This window comes from Ruegeria sp. B10, assembly GCF_056539825.1.
Genome location: NZ_JBQFVP010000026.1, coordinates 1 through 21,212, shown reverse-complemented (window position 1 = coordinate 21,212; position 21,212 = coordinate 1). Strand labels below are relative to the sequence as shown.

The following is a 21,212-nucleotide window of genomic DNA, read 5'->3' as shown; positions in this document are numbered from 1 at the left end:
GATCTTTAACCTTTTAGGCGGGCGGGATCGTCCGCTCGCCGCTCCCAAGCAGACTTTCGGAATCTCCCGTTAATCTTCCGCTTCGAGCCCAAAGCGGTCACCTTATCTTTCGAGCTTACGGCGGATTGGTTGACCTGAGTCAGCGTCTATTTTGAGTTCACCATCACCAACAACTAACGTGCCGTTTACGAGAACGGCTTGCACCCCAACAGCGGGTTGGTTTGCGTTTTCGTATGTGGCTAGATCCGCCACTGTCTTGGGGTCAAAGACGACAATATCGGCATCCATTCCAACTTGCAGACGCCCCTTCTTTCTCATTTGTGGAACGAATTCCTCAAGCGTTTGAGCTGGCATCAAGGACATTTTTCCAATTGCTTCCTTGAGCGACAGCAAACCCCGTTCGCGCACATATGACCGAAGGATTTTGGTGAATGCTCCAGCCGACCGCGGGTGACTGAATACATTTTCGGGAAGTGGCCAATCACTCCCTTCATAGTTCAGAACTGACCCGCTTTCGTCGAAGTAGGACCAAAACACAGCATCCGAGGCGATCATGACTGCTGGGTGGGTAACGGACGCATCCAATAGCGCAAGCGCTTCCGGATCGTTCTCGTCCAGGAAATGCCATGTGACAAAGGTGCCAGGCTCGTTGTCCTGGTAATCGGCGAGCTCTTGTTCTGTCATGCGATCTGAGCCCAGTTGAAAGTTCTGTGCCGTAGAGCTCATGCGTTCTCGCCATCCGTCTCCTGAGAACATCGCGGCTCCTACAACGGTGTTCGCGGCACCGTAAGGATAGGCCTCTACCGTGACGTTAATGCCTTGAGCCTGCGCACGTTCTACCAAATCAAGGGTGGCGTGGATGTCTTCCAATGAAGAACTGTTGATATGACAGATATGCATGTGTGCGCCTGTAAGCGCGGCGTTCGCAATCAATTCTTTTATTGCCTCAAAAGACCCCTGCGGTTCCAAATTCGATGCGTACCGCACGTGCGTATACGTGGCCACGCCATAGTCAGCGGCCATATTTGCCAAAGCAAAGTATTCTTTTTGTCCGTATCCAGGCGCGTATCCTGCATTAACGCCTATTCCCAATGCCCCCTCTTTCAATCCTTGCTCTACTAAGTCCAACAACTCCGCCATACGAAGCGGATCAGCGATTTGTGTCTTCCAATCGTCGAACCTCTGCGCATCTTGAAAATAGGATAGTTCGGCAACAGGCCCTTCACCTGTGAACGCAGCTATTCGGCCAAAGGTCCAAGCGGCAGACGCCCCATAGTTCAGTGGCGTCTGCTGCCGTTCCATTTCAGCATACCAATCTGCAATAGGTAGGATACCGGACTCCAACTCCAAAACAGTTGTTACGCCTTGCATCGCCTGCATACGCATGTCGCCCAAGTTCATGCCGTGTGCATGCAAATCGATGAACCCTGGCGCTACAACAAGATCAGTTGCATCGATCTCCAACGAACCTTCCATGGCGAACTCGGAGATTGCGGATATCTCGCCGCCGTTGATCCCGAGATTTCGGATGGCGTCCAATCCTGTCTCAGGATCGATGACCCGCCCGTTCGTTATGACTATATCGTAATCCTGCGCCGAGCAGGTCGTGGCAATGGCCACAAAAATTGCAGAAACGAATGTGCGGTACATGACCTGATCCTCCCTGTCCCCAGCGTAAGGCGATGAAGGAACAGATCAATTTAATATTTTGCCTAAGTCTGCTTTGTCTGCTTTCCGCCCTGAGTAGCCCTCTGAGCAAATGCACCAATGTCAGCCTGAAACCCAAAGCTAGATCCAGCCGCAGTGGCAGAGAGCTGGTCACTGGTGCTTAAGCACTAACTTGACGGTCAAGTTGGCTATGTCGAAGCAAGAGTGATGATGGGAGCTACGGTTTTTGTGACAACACCTGACCTCGACTTGTAAACGAGATCCCTTGAGTGCCGCTTCCACCGACCATGATTGCTTCAACGATGGGGGGTAGTACCGGTATTTCTGCCGACCAAGTAACTATGAAGTTCGCACCAATCCCGTCGCCGACACTACCAATAGGTACAAGCGCATTCATCGACCCAAATGGCATCAGTTGAACGGGCTCATTTATGAGAGTTTCCAGAAGCTGCCCCGCTCTGTCGTAATATTCGACGCGCTCAACTTTGATCTCTGATTGCAGACTAATGTTGTGCACAACGAGGGTAGACGAGAGCGGTTCGCTGCGCCCCTCCTGCGTAAAAACTCGCGAATAGGAAGGAACATAGATGACTTGAGATGTTACACTCTCCGAAACTTGTGCGAATGAAAGGCTTGGTAAGGTCGTCAACGCAACCAAAACCATTGAGAATGACCAGAAAGATCTGCTGGAGAAAAACTTCATGTAGGCGCATGCTCCGTTTCTTCTGTCGTTAAAATGAGCATACGGATGACAAGATTCGGCGCAAGAATATGTCCGCTTTGTCCGCACAACAGACATCAAGGGGAATTCTTTCAACGTCCGAATTGAGCCCTAAGATATTGTTGTCAAAAAAAGCCGGGCTTCAAACTAGTTATAACAGATAATCAAATATAATTAACATAATGTGAATTATCAGGAGAACACCGTTGTAGTGGCGCTCACTTGTTCCAATCTACTCTCCTATCGGAAACTAAATCGCTGCGGGTTTGCATTCCCCTAAGGCAGCTCTGTGGGACCAAACTCCAGTTCGCCGTCGCGCGAAGCTCTAATGACCGCTGTGCGCAGAAAGCTGACTTTGCACAGCCACAGACTGCACTTCAAGTAGCACTTCATTGCTTGGTGGGCGCCAGATCGGTAATCGTATTGAGCAATTTCATTTAAGTATTGCTGCATGACATTCTGTTTTATCCATAGTCTGAGCACGCAACACACTGGCTTCCATATGCTTAAGACAGGCGACTTTTAATTCGAATTTGCTTCACGCGCAGCTTTGGCTCGAAAGTTTGCCAATTTTGACGCGTCAAATTTTGCAGCCCCGGAACCTAATTTTCCAGTGGCGCTTGGACCGTTGACCTCATCCGCGTCAGTGAACTTCCAACCATAGGCTGGGAGATCATCTCCTGCCTCTACATACTGAGCTTCAAATGAATACGTTGCTCTCATTGGAACGAACCCATCCACGAAATTCATCGTCCTCTCTGACGGCGAAATAGAAACTATCCCTGTAAGACGAACTGGCTCGTGAAAGCGTTCTGGATACCAATCTTCCGGCAATCGAACACGAATAAGCTGGTTTGGGTTCGGTGGAGGTGTATGGCTGCACATACCTCTCTCCGGAACCAAGTAAGCGACGTTTGTACCATCAGGGTCCGGTGGTGCGGGTATCGCATAACCCGCCAGCTTTACGACTTTTCCGTCAATTTCTGGATTACCAGCCGTGGCGGCTTTCTTTCGTCGCTCTGCAACGACCCATCGTTGTTCAATCAACCAATCAATGTCGATTCCAGCCTTTTGCAGCGGCGTCTCATTTTCCAGAATTTTCGCTTCAAGACTTTTGCGGACATCTTCGGAATGGGCTCCACTATCCAGTCTGAGCTTTAGTCGGACGACTTCAACAAGATTACTAAGCTGGTCAGGTGTCAGTTCTTTGAAAGGATCTACGTATTCCTGAGATTCTTCATCAATCAATTGGTTCCAGTCTAACTCAGCGATTTCTGCGGACAACGACGTTGAAATCAAAGAGGCAACACAGACTATTCTCCAAATCTTCATGACTTGTCCCTTTCAACCGTATGGACACTTGGATGTTGGTCAATTCGTCATCAACTGCCAGCTTAAGGCATTAATGGATACCTGGGCTTCAAGCGAAACGCAGTTCAAAGCTCGTTTTTATAGATGACGCCGTCCTTCATAATCAGGTCGAAGTTTTCTTGTGGGTCCCCTACAAGCTCCAAGTTTTCAAGCGGGTTGCCGTCCACGAGGATCAGATCAGCGTATGCGCCATCCTTGATAACTCCGAGTGGACCTTCTTGGTAGGGATGACGGGGGCCACTCATTTCCATTAGGCGGGCATTTTCAGAGGTCGCTATCTTGAGCGCTTGATAAGGAGTCATCCAAGTTCCCAACCTCACAAGATATTCGCTCTGTTGATACGCCTTTGATGGATCCATGAGTTGATCGGTGCCAAAGGCGAGATTAACGCCAATTTCGACGGCCATTGGGTACAGCGCGTCTACAGCATCAGTCACCTGTTTCCACTTTTTTGCGCTAACTGGGCTGTCCCAAACCATATCGGCCTCAAACATCGCTTGAGGACTGAGCCAAGCGCCTTTTTCCTTCATCAATTCCAGTGTTTCTCTTGATGCGAAGAAGCCGTGCTCAATGCTCATCACGCCGTTTTCTATTGAGGTACGGATACCTCTGTCTGTCATCACATGCGCCAAAACATAGGTGTTAAAGTTCGTTGCCTCTTCGACTACCGCACGAATTTCGTCGACCGAATACTCGCTCACATCCAGCGGATCGTATTGGGAAGAGACACCACCACCCGTCGTGATTTTGACCTGAGTAGCACCAAACTTGAGGATTTCTCTGGTTCTCTTTCTGACTTCAGGTACACCGTCAGAAATCATCGCCATCATGTTTTTTTCCCAATAGCTCAGTTCCGAGTTGGAGTTTCTTGGGTTTTCAAGCAGCGTGTGAAAGTCGGCATGGCCTGACGTTTGGCTCATGAAGGGTCCGGAAGGCAAAATGCGATGACCGGGGTATTCACCAGCGTCAATCAGTTTCTTGATCGTAAAAGGATTTCCGCCGGGGTCTCTAACGGTGGTGAACCCACGCATTAAGGTCTCTTCTGCCCCCTTCATACTGCGAATGGCCACTTCCGACATGTCGCCTTGATTCAACATTAGAACGGATGCAGGAGTGTAGGCATATGTCGTATGCCAATGGACGTCGATCAAACCTGGGATCATCGTGCGACCGCCACCGTCAATCACAACCGCGTTTTCGGCTTCGATTGGGTCGGAGGAAACAGCCGTTATCAAATTATCTTCGATTAAAACGTTAGCATTCTCGATGCGCGTTTCGTTTACCCCGTCAAATATGTGAACATTGGTTATGAGAGTCTTTGCAGGATCCTCTTGTGCGCTCACCAGCGGCGCCAGCATACCCGAGATTATCACGCTGAAAGTTGAAAATAAAATTTTGCGCATATCTCTCACCTTAGGAATATCACAGACTTCGATTTCTTGAATGTACCGATTGGAGCCAATGCACCGAGGAAAATCGATATGAACTTTTTTAAGGAGTTGGGTGAAGGGAAACCTGAGCTTTTCACTGCAACCGTACGAGAAGCTATGTCGGGTGCGGTTTTTAATGGTGACGTGATACAATTGGGAAGGGGATCTGACGAAGGTCAAATTCACGGCGCTCGGTTAGGACACTCTCGTTTGTCTAGGGTTCGCTTTCTGCCCAAAGCACTGGTACGAACTTTACAAAACGAAGACTTTGCTAACTTTACTGTTCCAATCTGCTCATCAGAGTCTTGGACGGTCGGCGGCGCTCAGTTGGAAGATAAATCCGTTTTTTTTAATTTTACCTCTTCAGAAACCGAGGTAATTGCTAGCAATCGACTTTCTATTTGTGGTCGCGTGCCCCTGCAACGATTTCTCGAAGAAGTTCAACTTTTTTCCGGCAGAGACGCATCAGATTTATACGGACCAACGGTCATTGTGAATATGCCTTCTGATTGCCACGCAACATTGGTACGAACACTAAACTGCATATTGAACCTAACCGATGGTCAATCTACGCAAAGTGAATTGGAGGGGCGTCTTACAAGGACGATGGCCATTATTTTTGCCATGTCTGTGAATAGTGGGAGTGCAAACAAAGCGACTTGGTCTCAAAAAGAAGGTTTGGTCTCAAAAGCAAGAGAGTACTACGCATCCGGCTTGTCAAATAAGCCATCAGTGGCGGATCTGTGTCGAGCAACCGAGGTAAGCGCCCCAACATTAATCTCAGCGTTTCGCGATGTAACGGGTGAAACACCAGCAAGGTTTTTTGCCCTTCAAAGATTGGCCAGTGTCCATGATAAACTTGTACAGGCGTCCAAGCCAAAACCCATGGTGAAGCAAGTGGCGCTTGCTCACGGATTCACCGATCTGGGACGATTTGGCAGCCTGTACAAAAGTGTTTATGGAGTTCTACCTTCAGAGCAAACTAAGTGTTTTGCACCCATTTGACCAGTTGCCTTTTTCGTTCTGTCGAAGGACGTTGAATACCAATAGCGGGTACGACACAGCAGAGTTGCCTTGACGGATTGGAATGTCACCCCGACCATCTACTAAACAGAACTAGGGATGGGAAAGCGGAATGTTTTCACTTTATTTGAATTTCTTCAGGCTCTTAAAAGCGATTGTCCGCTCGTGGAGTAGCCCTAGGTTCCGAGGCGCGCTCATCCTTGCAATACTCTTGTTGCTCTCTGGAACTTTGTTTTATGTCAGCGTCGAGGGGTGGTCTTGGGTGGACGCGCTGTATTTCAGTGCAACCACTATTTCTACCGTCGGCCTCAGCGATCTAACGCCCGTAACCGACACAGGAAAACTCTTTACCGTGTTGTATATTTTTGTAGGCGTCGGAGTTTTCATCACACTGTTTGTACAATTCACACATGCCCTTCTTAGGGACTACGATGAGAAAAAGTCGTCAGAGGGTTAGAGATTGACGAAACATGCTTCCGACCTTCTCGAGGTTTTCCCATCTTCGGCACAATTTTTTTGGGAAGTATGACGATGATGCCCACTCTGTGGTTAACGTTAGACTTCTAGCAGCTTTAATTCCGAGTAACGAATTACTGCTTCTAGACAGGCTTAAGGAGCTGGTGCTGGCCTGTCTTCGGGCAGGTCAGTCTCAGTTGTTTCTTCGGTTTGGTAACGCCAGCTTCTGTCCGCTAAGCCAGAATTGCAAATTCTTGCATTCCAAGTCCGTTTTGGGCTGCGAGAGGTCATCTATCTTTCGACATCCGACGGCAGCATTGTCCGCGTCAACGTCATTCGAGAGTGCTTCAGATACGGTATGGTTCGAGCCCAAAACGGAAGCTTGAATGGACCTTCCGCCAGAAAGAATCTCGCCATCGAAAGAGATCATTTCCGTTTAGCACCTGCTATTGCGCAGAAACTTCGACACAATCAAATAGTTGATTTTGTATTGCGTCTTTGGCCAAGTATTAGTTGGAACCATAGAAGGAACGACAATGAAGAAGTTTTTGACGCCCACCGCTGTACTACTTGGGGCTCTGACGGTTGCAGCATGTGAAGATACTGGCAGCTCGACTGTGTCATCAGAACTCACTCCGGCCCAGCAGGCATGCCTCCGTGATGTCGCCAATACGACGAACAATTCGCAAGTCGTGGTGCTGTCGTCTGCGTTCAGCGAGGCGGGAACACAAGTAACCGTCGGCGTTGGCGAGGATCGTGCCCCGTGGAATTGTATTGCGTACAGTGATGGCGCGACAGCTGGTATCGAGTTCCTGGGCGACGAAGGCGCATTGTGATCAATTTGGTGCGCGGCTGAACACCGCCGCGCAACACTGGCTTGCTCTTCGGAAAACTCGACTTGGTTTGTAGAATAACCACCATCGTATTCGCGATCTTTTACCTGCTGGCTTTGTTTGTGTTCTTGACGGGTACATTTGGCTGGTTTGAACAAGAAAGAGACCCTTTGTCTGGGGTGTTCCTTTTGCCGTTGGGATTGCCTTGGATACTTGTATCGGACTTGGTTTCAGAGCCATTCAAACCGTGGTTCGCAGCGATTGCACCCGTGCTTAACCTGTTGGCATTGGTCTTAACTTGCAAATGGGCACGCAGTTTGCGCCAGAAGTGAAGGCGGAGCTCTGTCTCACCAAAAAGGAGGAAAACATGGGAAAAGTGATCTTGGGTATTGTGATCGGGCTCGTCTTAGGTGTGGTTGGGGCGATGACCTTGGGTGGCGGGGCCGCGATGGGTGTAGGCGTTGCGACAGGTTTGTCCGCCGGTGTCTGCTCCACATTGAAAGGAGCACAAGCCGAGAACCTGATCACCGCCGAGCAAGCGGATCAGATCCTCAACCGCGTAAATTCCGAAATGGCATCACTGCAAGGAATTGAAACGACGGGCGAGATCGTCGGTAGCGCACAGGCATGCGATGAGTTTCTGTCAAAGTTACAAGAAGCGAAGTGAAGCTCCACTTTGTACGGAACAAAACTGTAAGAACAAGCTAACACGGAACCATCTGATGAAACCCTTATTAATCAAACTCTTCACACCCATGTTCGCAATCGCGGGCACAGCTGCTTCTGCAATGTCTGAAGCAGACGACGCTTGTATCGACCATTTGCGGCAGGTTGGTGGACCAGACGGTCAATCCGGAACGATTGAAAGCTCTCAGTTCTCGGAAGCTGGTACGCTCGTCATGCTGCGAGACGCAGGCGGAACACTTTGGCGCTGCATCGCGTACAAGGATGGAAGCATCGGCGAGATGTCGGTTGTCGAGGCGATGGATGATGGAGGAGGAGCCATGGCAGGCGCAGCCGGATCTACTAGTAGCCAACGTGTCAAATTTGATGCTGGTTCAACTGGCGCAGAACTCGTCGGTGAACTCGCGCCCGGAGCGTCGCAGCAATACGTTCTGGGTGCCAAAAACGAACAGTTTCTTTACGTCCGCGTTGCTCCGCGAAATGGCTCCTTGGGCTACGTTATTCGCAACCCCGATGGTTCTGAACTGTTGGGATTGATGTCGGCGGACAAGGAGTATCGAGGGCAGCTTTGGCAATCTGGTGATCATGTTGTGGAGGTTATCAATCGCAGCAACTCTTCCGTCGACTACAACGTAATTTTCGGAATTGAATAGGTGATCAACCAGAAATCCGGAAATGTATTCCCAAAGAAGCTAGGAAAAACAGATGAAATCCAAGTTCCTTTTGGTGATCGGCACGGCGTGTACTGCTGCGCTTGCAGCATGCGACGAGAGTGACGGATCGGTGGATGCAAGTGCACCAACTGTGGGCAGCGCTAGCGATCTTTCGTCATTTGAAGGGGCAAGAGCGGGCCAAGCTGAAATGGGCATCCAAAGTCTCGGATTTGAACTCATCCGAAGCGAAGGTCTGACCTCGTACTGGTTTAACAAGGATACTGGTGCATGTGCTCGGATTACGACGTCTGAGGGAAGGTACTCAGAAGTAGCTATGCTGCCATCAGGTGACTGCTGACAAATTTCCATCAATCCCAAATCTTGAAGAAGGAGCTCAAACTTGCATTTCGACCTGGCACACGCGGCGGTCATCGTAGTCGCCTTGATCATCACTAACCTGGCATTGAAATCGGCTGGCGTGATCAACGAAGAAAACAAGCACCAATGGAATTGGAAAGTTTTTCTAGCCTACTTCGTGGTCGTCGTTATCATCAATCTGGTGTGGCCTATTTAAAGTTCCACAGCGGAAAGCTAACTGCCCACTTGATATGGTCGTCGTGAATTAGCCTTTCCGAGAGACTATCAGGTCGCAAAGGTTTGGGCATCAGAGGTTCAAGAATAGAAAGGAGTTGGCATGCGGTTTTTTGCGTCCCTCATATTCATTGGTTTTCTCGCAACCGCTGCGAACTCTGACGTGACCAGTCGAAATGGCGGTCCAACCAACAGTCAAATGCTTTCAAAGGGGGGTGACGGAGGCATTGATGGTGTCGCTTTCTTTCGCCCAGTCTTAAGCGGAGTGTTGTATCGATCCGGTTTCAAGGGCGGCGACAAGGATCGAACTGGCCTGAGTGAAGGTCAACGCGAAACTCTGTGCAATGAAGGGTTTTCAACCGGTTTTTATGCCGACTTTGGCAAAAACACCGAATACGGTCGCACCAGTTGTGGAAACGGGTCCCTTGACTATCAAAGCGCCAGATCCTCCCGACCCGGTGCTGTCATGGCGTCCATACACGAGGTGATTGAAAACCCTGGAAAGGGCCCTGTTCTGGTGCACTGTATGTGGGGGGTTCATTCCTCAGGTGCATTGTCGGCGATGGCGCTCGTTCAGTTTTGCGGTTGGACAGAAGAAAGGGCCAAGGAATATTGGAATGATGCCCGAAATGGGGCCCCATGTTCAGGCGGGTGCGACCAGTGGATCGACTCAAAATTCTCCAACTTTAGTGTCGACCCCAAGTTGAAAATCTCCACCGAACAACAGGCAGCGATTTGCCCTAAATGATACCGGGAGGACTATCCAAATGAAGTTCAATCTTCTGGGGTCACTTGCTCTCATTGCACCCACTGTCTTGTGGGCGAACGACGATGTTCTAGGTGAAGCCACGACATTTGATAGTCCCAATGGTGTTATGGAACGCTGTATTCGGATCGAAAAAGTTCCAACGGGCGAGTACAAGAACAGCGATCTTGAAGAAGAAACTGCCTATTGCGAGATCGATTTCTATGCCTCCGAAATTGCCATTTGCCCGAAAACCTGGAGCACCAGCCCAGGAATGGCCGTCTACAATATTTCGGAAGGACCTTACATGGGGAACCGTTCTGAATTCGAGAGAAACGCTTGCAAAGAGGGGAAGGCAGCAAAAGATCTGGCCATGGACAGGGTGGCTAAATTCAAGTCCACCATGAACCAAAAAGGCACCAGTGGAACGTTTTCCACGTCTTCACTGCTTTACTATCATTTCTCCAGATATTTCGACGCGACTGTCAAAGTTCCAGTCGCCGTTTGGCGTAGCATGGACGCCCAGGCGCATTTCTCCGAGGTCGCCGAGCCTGGCCTTGCGATTTCTGGTGGCTCTCATGGCGGGCGCATGAACCACGAAGGCTGGCGGGTCTTCGCAGCTGCGGATGCTGACCCGAACTCATACCAGCCAACCGACGATCTGTTCACCGCAGATCGAACGCAAATATATGGTGTGCTGCTTGATAGCCCTGGGCATCGATACGGCTCGGAAATCAACGGCACCCGTAAATCTGGTTGGGGGAAAGGTCAGAACCGCGATTTTCAGGAAACCCCCGCTTTCTTGGCTTTGCGTTCTTCAAAACCATTGTCAGAGGCAATCGCAGAGGGCGTCGGAGAAGGCAGAAAAGACCGGATGATCAACAAGGATCTCGGTCCCGATGTCAGCGACCAACAGATGGCATTTTGGATGCAAGAACTCTCCGAAATTGTTCTCCTCGACTTCATCTTTAGCCAGCAGGACCGCGTAGGAAACATAGACTTCACACCCTATTGGTATTGGGTCGAAGACGGAAAACTGAAGCAGAAGAAAGCCAAGCACCATGAGCCAAACGATGGAGACGTTCCCGCCGACGCGTTATTGATCCGTCGCAGCAATCTAAACGACAACGATGCCGGCGGGCGTGTCGAGTATGCCAACTTCGCGAAATCTACTCAAATGCTGGAGAAAATTCGCCACTTCTCTCCAAGCACGTACCGGCGCTTGGTTACATTGAATAGTGACCTTCAAACCCAAGGCCCGGTCTATGACTGGCTATCGCAAAGCTTTGGGTTATCAGACAGTCAGATTGCCCAAGTTGTGAAAAACACCGAGCTGGCAACGTCCATTCTCCAGGACAATTGTTCTAATGGTGATTTAATGTTCGACTTGGATCCTGTCGCATTCTTTTTGAGAAACGACACCGAGGTAGAGGCAGTGGACTGTAATGCCCCGTAAGCTTTCCACCCTTTTTACGGCGTTCATTTGGACCGCTCTGATCGCCTGCAAAGCGGTGGCATTGGATGTTATCGTCATATCGGATCTGAACGGAAGCTATGGTTCGGTAAGATACGATGCCCGCGTCGACAAAGCGATTGAGCGGATAGTCGAGATTGATCCCGATTTGGTTATTTCGACCGGAGATATGGTTGCGGGACAGCGCATCCCCAACTTATCCGACAAACAGGTCAGGGAGATGTGGAAGGCGTTTCACGAGGCCGTATCAGACCCTTTAGAGGCTGCCGGCATTCCATTTGCGGTCACGCCTGGGAACCATGATGCCTCTGCGTACCGTGGGTTCGAGCGTGAAAGAAAAATATACGCAGAAGAATGGGAACCAAGAAAACCAGACGTCGACTTTCTGGTTTCGGATGACTACCCGTTCTTCTACGCGTTTGAGATGCAGGGCGTAACGTTTGCATCTTTGGATGCTACGACCTTAGGGCCGCTATCCGGTGATCAACAGGACCGACTTGTGGAACTGGGTGCAAATGGAGACCCGATTGTGACTTTCAGTCATCTTCCGCTTTGGCCCTTCGCGATCCAGCGCGAACGCGAAATCATCGGTGACTCAACACTTGAGAAAATCTACCTGGAAAGCGGTGTCGTTCTGCACCTGTCAGGCCACCATCATGCCTTCTATCCCGGTTGGAAAGACGGTGTGGCCTACGTCTCTCAAGCTTGTTTGGGAGGTGGTCCGCGTCGGCTTATTGGCGATAGCGCCAGATCACCTCACAGCTTCACTCATGTTAAGTTCCAGCCGAACGGAGAGTTTGGGATAGCAGTATATCGAGGGCCTGATTTCGAAAGGTCGGTAAACTTCAAGTCGCTCCCGAAAGAGATCAGATCTCCGAATGCGGTGTTGAAACGATTAGACCTTGTGAAATGACTAGAGGTTGAGTTTCAGTTCGACTTTTTCTGGGACCAGATCGTTTACCATCTCTTCTATCCGGGCTTCTGAAAGTCCTCCCGAGGTGATGAAAAGCAACGAAACGCGAGATTTTCCTGGGACGTGGTGTTTTCTGACAAGCTTCCAGCCAGCGTCTGCGGCCATGGCTTCAATGTCTCGGCTGACTTTCAATGAGTGTTCTTCATCCGAAGCCTTGAGCGAAACTTCCACGCCCTTGTTTCGCCCTCCGAGCCAAATGAAGCACCAACACACAATCGCCACCAGAGTGGCCATCAGCGGTAAGCCCAAACCGACGGCAAGACCAAGAACCGTTACGATTATCATTTCGACTGTATCGACCGGATCATCCAGATTGGAGCGGAACCTGAGCAACGCGCCGATGCCAAAAATAACGAACCCAATCATTGACCCGTGCTGGACTACCAGGAATCCCACAGCCATTCCAATTAGCGCGTAAAGGAAGAACAGTCTGGGCATAACCAGATCGCTGACACTTCGGCGTGCTTTACGTCGAACGGGATGATAAACAATCAAAGCGGTCAAAATGATCGTTACAATGACGTCTAGCGTGAAAAAGTAGAGTTCCTGCTTGCCGCGGAACTGAGTCCAGCCTCTTTCAATCACTATCTCTGATTCGGACGTTCCTGCGAGCAAGGAAGCAGGATCAATTTGAGAATAGCCAATACTAGGCAAAAGCACGGCCGAAAGGACCGATGCTATTGAAAACAGCTTACTCAAAAGTCTTTCCCTCCCGCTGTACCGTCGAATAGTCGCTCCAAAGTGCGTAACTTGAAGCAATCACTCCACACCTCTCGACCAAGTCGCACGCCCATAAACTAATTCAACCCTATGAATTTACATTCGGTAAAGCCTTGCGGGATCAAACATCATACTTCCGCAAAATACTGTGTTAGGTTGGACAACATCGATTTTTGATCGAATATGAACCAGATCCACACAAGCGCAGATTTATCTCGAATGAACCAATCAAATGACCGGCACAAACGAAGAGTAGCGAAGGTAATTTGCGCGAGCCTTGCTGTGGTCGCCAACACTTTGGCGTTAACCAGCCCAGTGAGAGCGCAGACTGATATGTTGGAACTTATTGAGTCTTACAAAGTGGCAGACAAATCAGAGGGCTTTTCTGAGCCATCCGGATTGTCGCTTTCCAGTGTTCAGGGATTCTTGTGGGCAGTAAGCGATGAAGCATCGAAGCTGCACCTTCTGGGAGTAGATGGAGAGCTAAAGAATTCGTTCAAACTTCCAGAACATCTAGGTGCAGACTTGGAAGGTGTCGCTGGAAGAAATGATGGGTCTGTATTGCTGTTACAAGAAACTGACCGATCTATTGTAACGGTCCAACCTACGGACCCAATCAAAGTCAATTCTACTCCACTTTCTTCACTCAGGGGCTACGGCAAAGTTGCGGAAATGCTTGCTGAGAACCCTTTGAACAAGGGACCGGAAGGGATCACTGTAGATCAAGACTCTGGGCAAGTATTCGTAGTCATTGAGGGCCAGCCAAGGCTTCTGCTCGTCATTTCCTCGGAAATTGATGAAATTATTGGAGTAGTTCCATTAACGACTGAAGCTGGTTTTGTTTCATCTCGTGCCGACGATGACGAATTAGACATCAGCGGGATCGCCTGGTCCGGCGAGACCAAGTCTTTATGGATACTCAGCGATGAAGGGCGCCGAATATTCGTTTTTGATCCTGAAGTTCTGACGGTCAAAACTATCGACTTAATTTACTCCAAAAAGGATGAAGTAAAGGAAGTGAAGAACCCTGAGGGGATAGCTTTGGATGAAAGTGGTGGCGTTCTATACATCTTGACCGATGATGGAAAAAAGTCACGCCTCTACGCATTTGTCTTACCGCAAGTTTGATTCCCGAAACAAACTCGCATTGGCTTGTCGCATTCAATTGTACAAAAAGGAAATGGCCGCTTTTTCCGCAGCGCCGTCATTCAGGCCTGGTGCAGCTAAGGTCCGCTTTGAGCCCGAAGCGGAAGAAAAAGCGAGTTTGCTGTATCATTGAGCAACGGTTCATTCGCGTCATCGCCAAAAAGGAAAAAGGGCCGTGCTTGAAAAAATCCGACAAACAGAGGCCCATTAAAGATCGTTACAAGTCCTTTAAGGGCAAAAAAGACGGCCCCAGAAATCATTCCTGGCTTTATCTTCAAAGGACAAGTGTCTTACTTCGCTGAGCTCAAGGAGCCTATCCCCAGTATCTGAAACATGTCCGAAAAGCGTAAGCTCTACTTCTACGCCATCTTCGATGTATACAAAATGCTGCGTTGGCCCGAACACCTGAACAGGGTCAGAGTGGATAAATACAATCTCTCCTGACATAGGTATCAAGACATTCTCGATATAGAAGTCGGCCTCGGGCGCAATATCCAGAATTTCTCCATTCTCTCTATGACCATCCCACTGGACCTCACAGAGCACAGTATCTGCGTCGATCCTCAGAACGTGTGGCTCACGGTCTCGAATGAATGGCTCTGGAGGCCAAGCCCCCTCAGCTTGGACAGAAGCGCCAAATGAACAGACAACGGCGCACAGCTTTATAGTGGTTTTCATCTTTTTCCTCAGCAGTGTTCAAAGAAGCCCATGATGCACTCTTTGGCCATTTTCTCGGCTTCTATGACCTCTTCATGTGAAAGGGCGGATACCATCTGATGGCTAAGTCTCTCTCTCTCCGGTTCGTTCTCGCCAAACCGAAGAGAGATGATCATCCACATCAAACCTTTCTGAATGTCCCTCTCAACCCCCCTCCCGTTGGCATGCATCAAGCTGAGAAGCGCCTGGGATTTCGTATCACCTTTTCGTGCTCCAAGAGAGAGCCACATATGCGCCAATGCATCATTTTGCTCCACGAGGCTTGTTCCTTTGTAGGCACTAGATCCGAGGTGATAAATTGATGGGATAAAGCCAGAATTCGCAGACTCTTCAAACCAGTAAAGGGCTTGGTCAATATCTGAATCAGTGCTGCCGGGCTCCCAAGACTCTTCAAACCAGAAGCGGTCCTCGTCATTATCTGAACCAGTCGCGTCATCTCCCCGGCTTTCAAGAAAAACAGCATAAGTAAACTGTGCCGGAGAGAAGCCTTCTATCGCCATGCCCTTAAGCACTAGCATTGGCACATCACCACCTACTTCGTTGTTATGCATGTCCACAGCATTGCGATATGCGACTTCGTTCTCCGCTGCTTCACGGATCATATCCGCAATCTCATCTCTCACGTATGGCAGGCCTGTCAGTCCTAAGACCTCGGGATTCACGTTACCACTAGCGAAATCGAGTACAGAGTATCCGAATTTATCCTTATTGAGCACACTGGCCTGTTTCTCAAGAAACATAGCGACGACTTCCTCCAATGGACCACCAGTTCGACCCATGTGCCAATGCAACGGGGTCTGTCCGTATTTCTTGTCACGGGCATGTACGTCGCCGCCTGCGAATAAGAGTGAGGATGTGAAGTAGATTGCATCCTCATCGTCCGGATCCAGTGCCCCCCAGATCAGTGGCACTCTTCCGTCTTCCATAAACCCGTTGGCATGCTCGCCATCAGCAACAAGAGTAATAACATCGAACCCGGATTCGAGACTGAACATAAAGTCTCGGGAACAGAGTCTGTTGCACTCGGGTGTTTGTGCATGAGCAATACCGGCAAGCATAACAAGGATAGAGGAAAGGATAGTTCTTCGCATTCTTGGGCCTTTGGAAAGCTAATCTGAGTTGCGATCATCTTTAGTGACCATAACAACTCACCCAACAACAAATTTTGTTTCTTGAGTGTGATTGCTCTTAAGGTTATTGAAAAGACACACTTGTTCCTGTCTTTTGCTCCGTGCCGGCTCGCCGAATAAGTTTCTCCTGCTATTCACGAGCACGGTTGGCGGGCGAAGTTTCAAGGCCGCAAAAGCAATACACCGTGCTGGTGAAAATGCTGGTATTTTGCGAGACTTCAATGTCGCACCGCTTGTGCCTCAATAACATGAAGGAAGGAAGTTCCGATCGTCCTTGATCGATTGAAAGCGTTCCTGGCAAAGCCACGGAAGTCTGATGCCAAAGAACCGTTGTCGTTGAACGTTATTCTGACAGAAACACACGGAAGACTTTTGGAACTGTCGTTCGCTGAAAGTTCACCCGAGCGGCAGAACGAAGTCGCTTTCTTGCTGGAATTTATGCTCAGCGAGTTGAGTCTGACGCGCGCAGAAGCCTTTATCGAACCAAAGAACTTGGCCCATGAATTTATATCAGCGATGATCGACAAACGCGAAGACGATGCGGCTAATCTTGAATATGCAATTCTTAACTTGGTACGCGATGCTGGTCGCAGTGAGGAACAAGTATCGAGGGTCATGATGTTCATGGTAGCTCCAAACAGAGCTAACGATCTCAGCTGGTCACCTGTCGGATAAAAATCCACCTTCTGAATTTTGATTACTACTTTTGCCTGAAATGCGCAGAAGATCAGAAACCTCATCAGTCTTCATTTCGACTTTGCTAGTGTTGCCAGGCTAAACGCCAAAGGCAGCCCAGAGGCGTTCAATGTGCGACCTCGGGAATTGCGCAGTTCGCCTAACGACCATTGGTGAATGCAACTGTGTGCCCCGATAAGCAGGATGCTTCGTTACTACGGCAGCTATTGAAGTGTTGTTCTTGGTTTCGAACCGATGTCAGCTTCGTCCGCATAGCAGTCCCTCGGACAGATCACAGCGAACGACAGCAGCGAGCCCAATGCGGGCTTTGCCAACCTTTCAAATCAGCATCATCCCCGACCATTTCAGTTCGAGTTTCAATCCCTAGCGGGCAAGGCAACCTCGCCTTCCCAGTCAGAAATACGGTGCGGTAGCGCCAGGAATTTTGACGCCACACGTGTTTTGGTCGTTCCACTTCCAGTCATCCCCGAATATTTGCCGGTAGAGGAAACTATCCGCCAGTTGTTGACGCCGAAGGCAACAACCTCCCATCTCATGGTGAACGTGTCCTCTTCTTCACCATAAACACAGACGCCACCGCCGCTGACACCGCTGGGTCCGCCGAAACCCGAGCCCACGCACCGGACAAAACCAGGATCGATTGGTCCCTCGTCAACGGTATAAGTCCCATAGTTGTCCTCTTTCCAGAACACGTCCTCGCCCGCGGAAATTTGCTCTTGGTTGACGACATAGAAGTTCGTTGCCGACACTTTCTCTGCAGCAGTCAGACAATGAGGTGCAATGAGAACTGCGGGGATTAGCATTGAACGCAACATGTTGTTTCCTTCGACAATGGGGCAAAGCCAGCATGATAGAGCCTACGAAATTTATTGCTAGGAAAGGAACGCATAGCCGGACCTGAAAAGTCAGCTTCGTCCCGCATCTCAGAGATTGCAAAGCTTGGTGATGAAGGTCCGCTTCGGGCTGCCTCCAGTCAATAGTGCGAATAATGGCGAACGCGACTTAGATCCTAACGCCGCTTATTCGCTGGAGCGGCAAACTCTCTATTCCGAAGTTGTATTGGGCCGCAGCCAGCGGTGATGCCGCCACGGCCCGCGTGGTATTGCGTCAATTCGTTGGGGTCACATCGACCAACGTGGGTTCGCGATCACCGCTAGTTTCAAAGCTGATCATCTCGTCTCCCATAGCTTCGAAGTCAATCTGCTTCATATCAACCATGTGCACCGTTCTGTCGTACATCGTGTGATAGTAGTAGACGAGGTTCAGAGAGTCCGCAGCGGTCGTGATCTGTGTTGCGCTATAAAGCAGGTCATCCGATTGTACGTCGTCTTGGGCACCCTCAGCGGCATCGGCAGGAATGTTGAAGTTGTCCAGAATACGGAACGCCTCGCGCACGGTGTCATAGCCACCTTGCGTTTCCCGCGCTGTCTGTGAAAAGGCGACTGCACGGACAAAGCGGGATGGGGGTGTGAAGTCACCAGGCAGCCCTATCATGCCGCTCCCGGCGCCAAGGGGCGCGAAGGTCACGCCGCTTGCCTCAACTTCCGGAAGCCCGAGTGCTGACAGGTTTACGTAGTTGTTTAGGTTGGTCATGTGCCAATCGTAGTTTGGCGAATTGGTGATCACCCCAAGCGGAGCATCGAAAATCGTCAGTTCGCCATCAATGTACTCTACAACGATCCTTCCGCCGAACCGGTCAGCAACCAACATATGAAATGGGAAGGGAAAACCGAGAGTCTCATCCACGACCCCGACCACACGGACATTCGCCAACCCGGTGGCAACCTCTTCAACCGTCTCAAACTGGGAAAGAACATAGCTGGCGAGCAAATCGCCGGGGATCGTGTTGTCAGCTAGGTCGGGATCGTAGTCCTGATACTCGGTAAAGCCGGGCAGATAAAACAGTCCGGCGGTCAATCCGGCTTCGTTGATCCCATCTGCGGGAGCCCCATGATCCAACATGCTGATACCGACCATCCCAAAACGACCCGTCCAGTTTGCTCCGTCTTGCCCATCTGGCATTCCGCCTGCGGAATACGTGAAACCTCCGGGAATAATGTTGATCTTTGTCTCAAGATCGAATGGCCCCCACTCGGCGGTCCTAGCGCGAACGATGCTTCCATCCTGCCCCGTCAACATGATGCCAGTACATCCCCAAGCCATCGATACTGAAGCCACAAAGGCTATGGTCGCTTTCGGCAATGTTCGAAGTAACTTGAAATGACGCATGGTCGTTCTCCAATTGGACTGATCTGATCTCATGAACTCACTCGACCAAGCTACCACACCGGTTCTCAAGTTGAATGACGTTTGCATGATCTCTAAATAGGCGAGAAAGTCCGCCTATTCCGTCCTTCGGACTTTGCAAAGTCCAGTCGGAAATGTCTGCTTCGGGCTGCCTCCAGCCAATTATTCGAGAGGTAGCGAAGGTCGACTACGAGCCCAGATTGACCGATGCTACACTCGGTATGAGTGTCAACTTTGGGTCGGGCTCTGATCTAGTCGCGTTGCGGCTTCTTCGAGACGTGCCTTGAGACAGCCAACAACATTTTGCGCTGTCGCAATGTCATCTGGCGACAGGCCTTCTGAGAGTTTATTCACCCATGGGATTTGTCTCGCAATCGCGGCTTCGTACAACTCCTGCCCCTTTGGGGTCAGTACGACTAAGTGCGCCCGCTTGTGGTGTGGGTTCGACTGAAACTCCACCATGCCTTCTTTGCTCAATTCATTGATGATCCGTTGTACGCCCTGCCGGTGAACGCCCATCGTCCGTGCATGCCAGGCAACGGATTCCGGTCGATCAGAATAGGCGATGGCACCAAGAATCTGCCATCGAGCACTTGTTAGACCAAGTTCTGATACGAGGCGATCACCGGCAAGCTGCAATCGACCGTTCAACCGAAACACATCCAGTATCAAGGCTGTCACGGCTTCTCCTTCTTCAGTCCTTCGCGCATCCGGCATGTCGATTCCTCATTTCATTTGACAACGTATTGTCATTATGTTTGGTGCTTCCTAAATATGACAACATGACACCATAATGAATCCACTTTCAAGGAGCACCGAAATGGTGAGTTTCAAACCGCTCGACCCTGAGTTTCCCATTGAACGGCAATTGGGCATCGACGCTGGACCCGTCGTTCTCGTCAATCTCTTCACAGTCGATCCCGATGACCAAAACGCCTTGGTTGAAGCTTGGAGGAGCGATGCCCAATGGATGAAAAAGCAGCCGGGTTACATCAGCACTCAACTGCACAAAGCCGTTGGGGAGGGCAGTATATACCTGAACTACGCGATTTGGGAGTCTGTGGCAGATTCCCGCGCCGCGTTTTCAATCCCCGAATTTCAGCAGCAGCTCAGCCACTATCCCTCAAGCGCTGTGACAGCACCCCACCTGTTCGAAAAGGTTGCGGTGCCAAATTGTTGCACGGCCTGACAAAACCCTTTGAAAAAGCCCATTTGAGGGAACCGCAATGAAAACAAAGATTCACGCCATCGCTGGCGGCATCGGTTTTGTGATGATCCTGCTTTTTTGGACATCGACGGTCGTTAGCGAACTCTTTGCGACCCATGAAACAGTCGCAACCGTCAAAGCATTGATCCTTAAAGGTATGTTCATTCTAATTCCAGCAATGGCAATTGCTGGCGGATCGGGCACGGCAATGGGCCGGAAACGCAAGGATGCGCTTACAAAAGCCAAGAAAACCCGTATGCCGATCATTGCGCTGAACGGCTTGTTAGTCCTCGTACCGGCCGCTTGGTTTCTGGCTGGCAAAGCCACTGCTGGCGAATTCGACAGCACGTTTTATACGATTCAGGTGATTGAACTGATCGCTGGGGGAGCAAACCTCACGATGATGGGATTGAACATTCGTGATGGCTTGCGAATGACCGGCAAAATTCAGAGGCCTCGCTGAAAGCTCGATGCTAGTCCAACCACTGGCGAAATTGCCGAGATTCGAGCAAATGCAGCGAACTAATGCTATGTCCGCTTGTAGGGATTTGCAAAGTTCAGTTTGGAATGTCCGATTAGGGCTGCGAGCGGCCTGATGCGGTTGCAAAAACTGGGTTGCGGCAAGAAGTCTGCAAAGGGCTCGAAGCCGTCTTCCAAGCATTTTTGATTAACGTCAGCTTTCGGGTCGTTTGCAGCCGCTGACTCCCTGCGATTTGGGTGGCAAGGT

General features: G+C 50.1%; 23 protein-coding genes. 13 read left to right on the top strand and 10 right to left on the bottom strand.

Annotated elements, in window-relative coordinates; translation table 11 throughout:
* Positions 1-102 precede the first annotated feature (102 nt).
* The 4 genes from ACR0J4_RS22870 to ACR0J4_RS22855 form a co-directional block, all read right to left on the bottom strand.
* Positions 103-1,650 (bottom strand): amidohydrolase family protein, encoded by a 1,548-nt coding sequence (locus ACR0J4_RS22870; RefSeq protein ID WP_170554136.1) that lies wholly within the window; start codon positions 1,648-1,650, stop codon positions 103-105.
* 235 nt (positions 1,651-1,885) lie between these two features.
* Positions 1,886-2,371, bottom strand: a complete 486-nt coding sequence (locus ACR0J4_RS22865) for a DUF3124 domain-containing protein (protein WP_170554133.1) — start codon at positions 2,369-2,371, stop codon at positions 1,886-1,888.
* Between the two features lie 540 nt (positions 2,372-2,911).
* A complete protein-coding gene (locus ACR0J4_RS22860) occupies positions 2,912-3,721 on the bottom strand; it encodes a DUF3299 domain-containing protein (RefSeq protein WP_170644398.1) in 810 nt (269 codons plus the stop codon).
* Positions 3,722-3,825: 104 nt separating this feature from the next.
* Entirely contained in the window at positions 3,826-5,163 is a 1,338-nt protein-coding gene (locus ACR0J4_RS22855; protein ID WP_170556639.1) for a metal-dependent hydrolase family protein, read from the bottom strand.
* A 78-nt stretch (positions 5,164-5,241) separates the two neighbouring features.
* Here ACR0J4_RS22855 and ACR0J4_RS22850 point away from each other — a divergent pair, with 78 nt between their 5' ends.
* From ACR0J4_RS22850 to ACR0J4_RS22810, 9 genes are all read left to right on the top strand, one after another.
* On the top strand, positions 5,242-6,195 hold the full coding sequence (locus ACR0J4_RS22850; protein WP_170747445.1) for a helix-turn-helix domain-containing protein: 954 nt from the start codon (positions 5,242-5,244) through the stop codon (positions 6,193-6,195).
* Between the two features lie 130 nt (positions 6,196-6,325).
* Positions 6,326-6,670 (top strand): potassium channel family protein, encoded by a 345-nt coding sequence (locus ACR0J4_RS22845; protein WP_170556641.1) that lies wholly within the window; start codon positions 6,326-6,328, stop codon positions 6,668-6,670.
* Positions 6,671-7,205: 535 nt separating this feature from the next.
* Positions 7,206-7,505 carry a hypothetical protein gene (locus tag ACR0J4_RS22840; protein ID WP_170644394.1) on the top strand — a complete coding sequence of 100 codons (300 nt, stop codon included), beginning with the start codon at positions 7,206-7,208 and terminating at the stop codon, positions 7,503-7,505.
* A gap of 301 nt (positions 7,506-7,806) precedes the next feature.
* Entirely contained in the window at positions 7,807-8,169 is a 363-nt protein-coding gene (locus ACR0J4_RS22835) for a hypothetical protein (protein ID WP_170644391.1), read from the top strand.
* Positions 8,170-8,290: 121 nt separating this feature from the next.
* Positions 8,291-8,839, top strand: a complete 549-nt coding sequence (locus ACR0J4_RS22830; protein ID WP_170644390.1) for a hypothetical protein — start codon at positions 8,291-8,293, stop codon at positions 8,837-8,839.
* 400 nt (positions 8,840-9,239) lie between these two features.
* Positions 9,240-9,413 carry a hypothetical protein gene (locus tag ACR0J4_RS22825; protein WP_170355752.1) on the top strand — a complete coding sequence of 58 codons (174 nt, stop codon included), beginning with the start codon at positions 9,240-9,242 and terminating at the stop codon, positions 9,411-9,413.
* A 120-nt stretch (positions 9,414-9,533) separates the two neighbouring features.
* On the top strand, positions 9,534-10,178 hold the full coding sequence (locus ACR0J4_RS22820) for a protein-tyrosine phosphatase family protein (RefSeq protein WP_170644388.1): 645 nt from the start codon (positions 9,534-9,536) through the stop codon (positions 10,176-10,178).
* Positions 10,179-10,197: 19 nt separating this feature from the next.
* Entirely contained in the window at positions 10,198-11,631 is a 1,434-nt protein-coding gene (locus ACR0J4_RS22815) for a hypothetical protein (protein WP_170644386.1), read from the top strand.
* A 61-nt stretch (positions 11,632-11,692) separates the two neighbouring features.
* Entirely contained in the window at positions 11,693-12,562 is an 870-nt protein-coding gene (locus ACR0J4_RS22810; protein ID WP_170747443.1) for a metallophosphoesterase, read from the top strand.
* Here the strand turns inward: ACR0J4_RS22810 and ACR0J4_RS22805 are convergent, their stop codons facing one another.
* Complete coding sequence (locus tag ACR0J4_RS22805) at positions 12,563-13,321, bottom strand: DUF4956 domain-containing protein (protein WP_170465773.1); 759 nt, start codon at positions 13,319-13,321, stop codon at positions 12,563-12,565.
* Positions 13,322-13,525: 204 nt separating this feature from the next.
* Here ACR0J4_RS22805 and ACR0J4_RS22800 point away from each other — a divergent pair, with 204 nt between their 5' ends.
* Complete coding sequence (locus tag ACR0J4_RS22800) at positions 13,526-14,470, top strand: SdiA-regulated domain-containing protein (RefSeq protein ID WP_480668831.1); 945 nt, start codon at positions 13,526-13,528, stop codon at positions 14,468-14,470.
* 246 nt (positions 14,471-14,716) lie between these two features.
* Here ACR0J4_RS22800 and ACR0J4_RS22795 read toward each other — a convergent pair whose 3' ends face one another.
* On the bottom strand, positions 14,717-15,166 hold the full coding sequence (locus tag ACR0J4_RS22795) for a hypothetical protein (RefSeq protein WP_170644380.1): 450 nt from the start codon (positions 15,164-15,166) through the stop codon (positions 14,717-14,719).
* An 8-nt stretch (positions 15,167-15,174) separates the two neighbouring features.
* Positions 15,175-16,200 (bottom strand): tetratricopeptide repeat protein, encoded by a 1,026-nt coding sequence (locus tag ACR0J4_RS22790; RefSeq protein WP_480668830.1) that lies wholly within the window; start codon positions 16,198-16,200, stop codon positions 15,175-15,177.
* Positions 16,201-16,617: 417 nt separating this feature from the next.
* Between ACR0J4_RS22790 and ACR0J4_RS22785 the strand changes: the two genes are divergently transcribed.
* Positions 16,618-17,010 carry a hypothetical protein gene (locus tag ACR0J4_RS22785; RefSeq protein ID WP_170644375.1) on the top strand — a complete coding sequence of 131 codons (393 nt, stop codon included), beginning with the start codon at positions 16,618-16,620 and terminating at the stop codon, positions 17,008-17,010.
* 377 nt (positions 17,011-17,387) lie between these two features.
* Here the strand turns inward: ACR0J4_RS22785 and ACR0J4_RS22780 are convergent, their stop codons facing one another.
* The 3 genes from ACR0J4_RS22780 to ACR0J4_RS22770 form a co-directional block, all read right to left on the bottom strand.
* Positions 17,388-17,846 (bottom strand): hypothetical protein, encoded by a 459-nt coding sequence (locus ACR0J4_RS22780; RefSeq protein ID WP_170644373.1) that lies wholly within the window; start codon positions 17,844-17,846, stop codon positions 17,388-17,390.
* A gap of 292 nt (positions 17,847-18,138) precedes the next feature.
* Positions 18,139-19,260, bottom strand: coding sequence for a linear amide C-N hydrolase (locus ACR0J4_RS22775; RefSeq protein WP_170644371.1), 1,122 nt, complete (start codon positions 19,258-19,260; stop codon positions 18,139-18,141).
* Between the two features lie 246 nt (positions 19,261-19,506).
* Positions 19,507-19,995 carry a MarR family winged helix-turn-helix transcriptional regulator gene (locus tag ACR0J4_RS22770; RefSeq protein ID WP_170644368.1) on the bottom strand — a complete coding sequence of 163 codons (489 nt, stop codon included), beginning with the start codon at positions 19,993-19,995 and terminating at the stop codon, positions 19,507-19,509.
* 103 nt (positions 19,996-20,098) lie between these two features.
* Between ACR0J4_RS22770 and ACR0J4_RS22765 the strand changes: the two genes are divergently transcribed.
* On the top strand, positions 20,099-20,467 hold the full coding sequence (locus ACR0J4_RS22765; protein ID WP_170644366.1) for an antibiotic biosynthesis monooxygenase family protein: 369 nt from the start codon (positions 20,099-20,101) through the stop codon (positions 20,465-20,467).
* Between the two features lie 37 nt (positions 20,468-20,504).
* Positions 20,505-20,948 carry a hypothetical protein gene (locus tag ACR0J4_RS22760; RefSeq protein ID WP_170644364.1) on the top strand — a complete coding sequence of 148 codons (444 nt, stop codon included), beginning with the start codon at positions 20,505-20,507 and terminating at the stop codon, positions 20,946-20,948.
* Positions 20,949-21,212 lie beyond the last annotated feature (264 nt).